The organism is Parcubacteria group bacterium (assembly GCA_041657845.1).
Lineage (GTDB): Bacteria > Patescibacteriota > Minisyncoccia > Moranbacterales > JAKLHP01 > JAKLHP01.
In genome coordinates, this window is record JBBABD010000041.1 from 1 (window position 1) to 6,574 (window position 6,574).

Genomic DNA, 6,574 nt, shown 5'->3' on the forward strand with positions numbered 1-6,574 from the left:
GCGGTATTCGGATTAAGCGTCGCGGTATAGTTAGTCGCTTGATCGGAAACAAGAGCTAAGCTTCCGCTGGCTCCTTCCACTCCCAAGGTCAAACTGGCCTCGCTGGTATCGAAGAAGAACGGAGCGGTAGCGGTAGTGGAACCAATTACTAAATCTTCAGTGACAGCGGTGAGGTAAGTGTAAGTGGTAGCGTCTATCCATTTGGAATTTCCAACTCCTCCGGAAGCTATCCAGCTAGGATTTCCTCCGTGTCCTCCGGACTGAAGAAGATTTCCGCTAGTTCCGTGTACCAGCGCCACCCAGTTGGTGCCGTCGTAATACATAATGTCTCCTTGCTCGTCGGAACCTAAAGCGATATCGCTTCCGTCGACTGAATTGTCGGCGATGGTAGTAGTGATACTGGTTGTTCCGCTTCCGGTAACGTCTCCGGATAAAGTAATGGTTTGGTTGCCGGTAATGTAAGTATTGGAATCATATCCCATCACTCCTCCGGTCGTCATAGTTAAAAGATAAGTTCCGGCCGGTTCGTCGGCGGGAAGATAAAAGGAAGCGTTTGATGTCATCGCGGTATTCGGATTAAGCGTCGCGGTATAGTTAGTCGCTTGATCGGAAACAAGAGCTAAGCTTCCGCTGGCTCCTTCCACTCCCAAGGTCAAACTGGCCTCGCTGGTATCGAAGAAGAACGGAGCGGCGGAAGTTGCAGCGCCGACAATAAAGTCGCTGGTTGTGTCTGTTAGATAAGTAATGTTTGGAGATCCGGCTACTTGACTCCAATCGCTAGTTCCGGCAGTTGCGGTTGCCCATTTAGGATTAGCTCCAGTTCCCTGAGTTTGTAAATAATATCCGCTGGTTCCGGCTGGCAATCTAGCCCAATCGGTACCGTTATAGTACATAACATCTCCTTGAGCATCGGAACCTAAAGCGATATCGGTTCCGTCGACTGAGTTGTCGGCAATAGTAGTAGTGATACTGGTTGTTCCGCTTCCGGTAACGTCTCCGCTAAGAGTAATGGTTTGGTTTCCCCAAGTAGGCGCTCCCGCTCCATTGGAAGTTAAAACCTGTCCTGCAACTCCCACCCCGGTAAATTCAAAAGAGGTTCCATCGCTGTAAGCCACGCTTCCGGCATCGCCAATTGTTGTCAGATTCGTTCCCCCATTCGAAACACCCAGCATTCCGGCCACATCAGTTCCGAGATTAATTTGATCCAAAGTTATTTCCTGTCCGGACAAAGTCAAATAATCATAACTGCCGCTGAAAGTAACTTCGTCCTGCTCGGATGGAAGATCGCTAGCTAGCAGTAATTTATTTCCGCTAGTCCCGGTTGGAAGCTGTTTGATGTTAATTTTTCCACCCGTTCCCAAAATTGCTAAATTTCCAGAACTGGTTCCAGGAACCATTCCCTGAACTCTCATAGAATCAATCGCCAAAGGAACTGCTCCTACTTTTTTTCGAGGAACCATTTCACTATCAGTTCCAATCCTAATTCCGAGATAATAGCTGTTCTTGGAAAAACTAACGCTATCAGGAAGAGGGGTTGTTGATCCCAGATAAGCATTAATATATCCGTCGGCAATTTTAACTTTTTGCGTTTCTTCCCAAACCCTTAAATCGCTTACTGAAGGATATTGATCAATTTCTGTTCGGTCTGTCGAATAAAGCGCGAACCTTATGTCATATTCTCCATTGGCAATTTCTTTGTTCTCACTGTTAACAATATAGGCCGTAACATTAATCCCATTTGGCGTTTGAGCGAAAGAGAAAGTAAAACCTAACGCTATTCCGATTGTAACCGGAACTATTAGAATTTTTATTAAGATTTTATTTTTTATTTTCATTTTTAATCTGAAATATAAATCTTAAATTACTTTTTTACCGCCCAACTGAATGTGTCATTGACTGCCTTGAGTATTAGATCGAAAACCGAAATTATTTTTGATCCCGTATAAATTCCAAACCTTTCGGAATAAATTTCATTCCCCCATCGATCCTTTGCTTTAATTTTATAAACATACGTTGTTGCAAGATCCAGTTTTGCAATCACTACGCTATGATTAAATCCGTAAAATTTTTCGTTCATTTTTTTTGAACTGGCGCTATCGTTTTTTGAATATTCAATTTCAGAAATAGCCAGCTTATTGGTTTTCCAAGAAATCACAACTTGCGATTCTTTTCCATCCTTGGTCGCAAAGACTTCGCTCCTGATATCGGAAATTTCCAATTGCAAATTTTCTCCACTCGCTGATGCAATAATATTTCCTCCAAAACCTATTTCTTTGAGGCTGTAATTTTCACTCGAAGCAATTGAACCTTCGGGGTTTGCCGTCTCTTCTCCTTCAACTTTTTTAATATTTTCTTCTCCTTCAACAATCCCCCTCCCTTCATCAAAAAGAAAAGTATCTTCCGAAAAACCAAAGGGAATATTTTTTTCTGCAAAATAATTTTTTGTTCTGGCATATTCGAAAAATGAAACTCCAAAAAAAATAAGAAATGAAACGACTGTAATCAGTGAAAATTTCAAGAATGCCTTTGTCCAAGAAATTTTTATTTTTTCTTTCTTCTCTTCTTTTTCCCCATTCTCAAAATCTTCTTTTTTCTCTTCCTGAACTTTTGAATCTTTTATTGCTTCTTTTTCCTTCTTGAAAACCTCAGGAGAAGAACCGGTATTTTCATCGGCTCTGAGAACCAAACTCTCTCTTGACTTTTTTTTCTTCCCTTTTCTTTTTTCAGACTTGCTGACAAATAAAAATTCATTTAGCCATTCCCGGGTAGTCTCCCAATTTCTTCCAAATTTCTTGGCCTGCAAAAAACCCTTGCGACAAAGCAAGTTAAGATGTTCCGGGGTATAGCCGGTTATCTTTGCCGCCTCTGAAAGCGGTATAAAATAAGTCTCTACCAGACTGTCGTTTTTATTCTCCTTTTTTTTCTTTTTTTTCGGCATTTTTGTTTTTAGGATTCCCCCTTTTATACAAGAATTTAGCCTCCTTATTAATACTCAAATTATACAATATTGGCGAAATACCCGCAAGCAAAAATTTGGATAATATTCGATATCGAATATAGATTATTTTTTCCTTTAAGATAAGGGTTTTTTCGCACTTATTTGATAACTAAAAATTTTGCAAAAAACTTCAAAATCCGCTATTAATTTTTGCCATTTTTTTATTCCATTTTTTGAGAATATTTTTTGGAAAAATAAGGCTGGAAAATTATCATTTCTGCGTAAGTAAATCTGTCTAATTCAGAACTCGTTTATTTGATGAAAAATATCCCACAGGAGTTTAAAATATGCCAATATTGCTTCATAAAAAATTATTGTTGTTTCGGTGAAATTGATATTTTTAAAGCAAGCGCGTAAGTCCCGTGAATTATAAATTTATTTCTTGCACATTAATAAGCATATTTTAGCAATTATTTTGAATGAAAAAATGCTCCCAGAGTACAACGCCAAACAATATTTGATATCAAATATAACCCGCTTTTTTACTTTTTGAAAGAAAAAGGACTTACGCGCTTGCTGAAAAAAATTGTAATAGAGTCAATGCATCTCAAGAGGTTCAACCTTTTGAGGAGCTAAGACATCGCCCAAGGTTGAACCTCTAGCCTTAGCAAGCGCGTAAGTCATAAATGTGTTAAAATAGAAGCATATGAACATTCTGGCAAAAAACAAACGAGCGACTTTTGACTATGAACTTCAGGATAAATATGAAGCCGGTTTGGTTTTGACTGGGCCGGAAGTTAAATCGATAAAGACCGGGCACATATCGCTTAACGGAAGTTTTGTCACCAGAAAGAGCCAGGAGTTTTTTTTAACTAATGCCAGCATACCTCCCTATAAATTTTCCGGGGAGATAAAAAACTACGATCCAACTCGTTCTAGAAAGGTACTTTTGAAGAAATCTGAAATTAAACATCTTATAGGAAAAATGAACGTAGAAGGCTTGACACTGGTGCCTCTTTGTGTGTATACTAAGAGGAAGTTAATCAAACTTGAATTCGCTGTCGGGAGAGGAAAGAAACAGTTCGATAAAAGAGATACGATTCAAAAAAGAGAGGCGAAAAGAAAAATGGAAAGAACGCTCAAAAATCAATAGGTTGATTTTTGAAATTTACAATTATCAATTTACAATTTTCAATTAATTTACAATGACTAAATTTTCAAATGTTTAAAACATTGTAAATTTAAAAATTGTTTGTAAATTGAAAATTGGTAATTGAAAATTCCGCCGAAGGCGGTACGGGGTTGTCTAGCTTCGACAGATTGTTATTTCAAAAATAAGCACGTTGACTATTGCAGTAATGTCATAAAAATTTCTGCAAAAGATATAAGTGCAAACTTCATATCAAAAGTGAAAGAAAGCTTCGCGCGAGCGTTCGCTCCTTCTTTCGCTTCCGTTCTTGCTTAATTAATTAGCGAGAACCATCGAGCTTTTTATTTCTCATAAAAGGTTTCGGTGTCAATCATGAGAATAGCAAAAAATAATTTCCTGAATTATTTTCGCGAAACATTCTCAGGGCGAGCTTTGAAAACTTTTGTTTATTTTTCATTTCAAAGTTTTGTATCCGCCTCCGCCAACTGGCGGACGGCGGAATAAATAAACTAAACGTGTAGAATATTTTTGAGATTCAATTTTGGACATGGGTGCAATTCCCATCAACTCCACAAAAATTAAAAAATAATATTGATCCAATTTGTCCCATCGGACTTATCGGTTCTATCCAAATTTATACGCAGAGTTTTTAGACCAAGACAAAAAATAGCGAGGGATCCTCATGCACTCCGGATTAATGAATTTATCAGAGTTCCGCGAATAATGCTTATTGACGATCAAGGAAACAACTTGGGCGATATGGAAACGTGGAAAGCTTTGGAAATTTCCAAGGAGCGCGAATTGGATTTAGTTGAAGTCTTTCCTAAAGCTGTTCCTCCTGTTTGCAAAATAATGGACTACGGAAAGCACCAGTACCAGCAATCAAAGCAAACTCGTTTGGCTCAGGCCAAACAAAAGAAAGTTGAGCTTAAGGGAATTCGAATAGGACTCAAAATTGGAGAGCATGATTTAAATTTCAAAAAAGAACAGACTGACAAATTTTTAAGCAAAGGGAATAAAGTCAAAATAGAACTGGTCCTCAAGGGAAGAGAAAAAATGCACCGAGACCTCGGCAGAAAAAATCTCGAAAATTTCATCTTCCAGATCACCACTCCCCACAAACTCGAAGAGCCGATAAAGGGAACTCCCCAGGGATTCAATGTCATAGTCGCCCCGGAATAAATTAATCACTAAACAATCGCTAATTTAATCACTAAGAATCCCGAAAAATTTTTCGTGACAATTCGAGAAATGTTTCGCGTTTGTTTAGTGATTTATATCATCATGAAGCAAAAGACCAAAAAATCAGTAATCAAAAAAGTCAAAATTACCAAGAATGGAAAGGTCATAGTCAGACATTCCGGACAAAATCATTATAATACGCGAGAAACCGGAAATTTTAAAAGGAAAAAGCGAAGAGACATCAGACTCTTTAGAACTGACGAAAAAAACATAATCAAAGGATTGCCGAACTTATAATATAATTACTAAACAATCACTAAACTTATCCCGAAAAATCACTAAATTTTTTCGCGATAATTCGAGAATGTTTTCGTGTAAGTTTAGAGATATACATATATGCCAAGAGTAAAACGCGGAGTGACCGCTTCCAAAAGAAGAAAGAAAGTAATAAAAATAGCCAAAGGCTACAAATGGAGAAGAAAAACCAACTATATAGCCGCTAAAGAAGCTGTCATTAAGGCTGGAAAATACGCCTATCGAGACAGACGTACCAAAAAAAGAACCAACCGATCCCTTTGGATTGTCCGCCTCAATAACGCCCTCAAAGAAAACGGCCTGCGCTACAATCTTTTCATCAAGCTTCTAAAGGACAAAAAAATAGAACTCGACCGAAAAGTTTTATCGCAACTTGCCATTGAAAGTCCGGAAGCTTTTAAGAAATTCGTTGAAAGCGTGAAATAAAAAATATTCTAAAGTTTTTAGAAAAACCCCGATTTCATCGGGGTTTTTACTTGTAAAAATTATTTTTATTTCTAAGATAATGCCGTATCACTGTATATGCTATCACTATTCTAATTCACGCTTAATCCGCTTGGTGCAACGCAAATTGACTAACTTAATTTTTCTTCTTTTCCATAACCTTCTTAATCAGCAAAAAGAAGGCCACAAATGGAAGCCAGATCCAAACAGTTTTTTCGACAAAGGCATCTAAATTTTTACTTATTCCCGGCATAATTTTAATTTAAAAATTATTTATTAATTTCATAGATAACATCCTTTTTTTCCACAACTATTCTCCAATTTTCTTTTTCCGCAATTTCTTTGAGATTCGTGTTTGGATTAAAAACTATCGGTTGATCAACCAGTTTCAGAAAACTGGCATCGGATTCAGTATCGCCCATCCCATAAGAATCTTTAAAAGTTATTCCGTTTTCTACTGCATATTGTTTAGCTACTTCTCCTTTATTCTTGGTAGGCTCAAAAACCGCATTTCCCGTGTAAATTCCGTCGCTATCTAATTCATA

Annotated in this window: 7 protein-coding genes and 1 other RNA gene; 5 read left to right on the forward strand and 3 right to left on the reverse strand. The window is 37.7% G+C overall.

The genetic code is table 11. The features are described 5' to 3' along the window. Together WC906_04790 and WC906_04795 are read right to left on the reverse strand one after the other, a co-directional pair. Positions 1-1,835 (reverse strand): hypothetical protein (locus WC906_04790; protein MFA5777730.1); only part of this gene is annotated, 1,835 nt, incomplete at its 3' end. 26 nt (positions 1,836-1,861) lie between these two features. Next, positions 1,862-2,938, reverse strand: a complete 1,077-nt coding sequence (locus WC906_04795; protein MFA5777731.1) for a fibronectin type III domain-containing protein — start codon at positions 2,936-2,938, stop codon at positions 1,862-1,864. 706 nt (positions 2,939-3,644) lie between these two features. Between WC906_04795 and smpB the strand changes: the two genes are divergently transcribed. From smpB to rplT, 5 genes are all read left to right on the forward strand, one after another. Further along, complete coding sequence (smpB, locus tag WC906_04800) at positions 3,645-4,091, forward strand: SsrA-binding protein SmpB (GenBank protein ID MFA5777732.1); 447 nt, start codon at positions 3,645-3,647, stop codon at positions 4,089-4,091. A 145-nt stretch (positions 4,092-4,236) separates the two neighbouring features. Continuing rightward, positions 4,237-4,663, forward strand: a transfer-messenger RNA (tmRNA) gene (ssrA, locus tag WC906_04805). A gap of 16 nt (positions 4,664-4,679) precedes the next feature. Next, positions 4,680-5,270 (forward strand): translation initiation factor IF-3, encoded by a 591-nt coding sequence (gene infC, locus WC906_04810; GenBank protein MFA5777733.1) that lies wholly within the window; start codon positions 4,680-4,682, stop codon positions 5,268-5,270. 102 nt (positions 5,271-5,372) lie between these two features. Beyond that, positions 5,373-5,567 carry a 50S ribosomal protein L35 gene (locus WC906_04815; GenBank protein MFA5777734.1) on the forward strand — a complete coding sequence of 65 codons (195 nt, stop codon included), beginning with the start codon at positions 5,373-5,375 and terminating at the stop codon, positions 5,565-5,567. A 99-nt stretch (positions 5,568-5,666) separates the two neighbouring features. Beyond that, a complete protein-coding gene (gene rplT, locus WC906_04820) occupies positions 5,667-6,011 on the forward strand; it encodes a 50S ribosomal protein L20 (GenBank protein ID MFA5777735.1) in 345 nt (114 codons plus the stop codon). Between the two features lie 287 nt (positions 6,012-6,298). On the opposite strand, the gene WC906_04825 is transcribed toward rplT, so the two are convergent. Beyond that, positions 6,299-6,574, reverse strand: a 276-nt coding sequence (locus tag WC906_04825; GenBank protein ID MFA5777736.1) for a hypothetical protein, incomplete at its 5' end; no start/stop codon positions are given.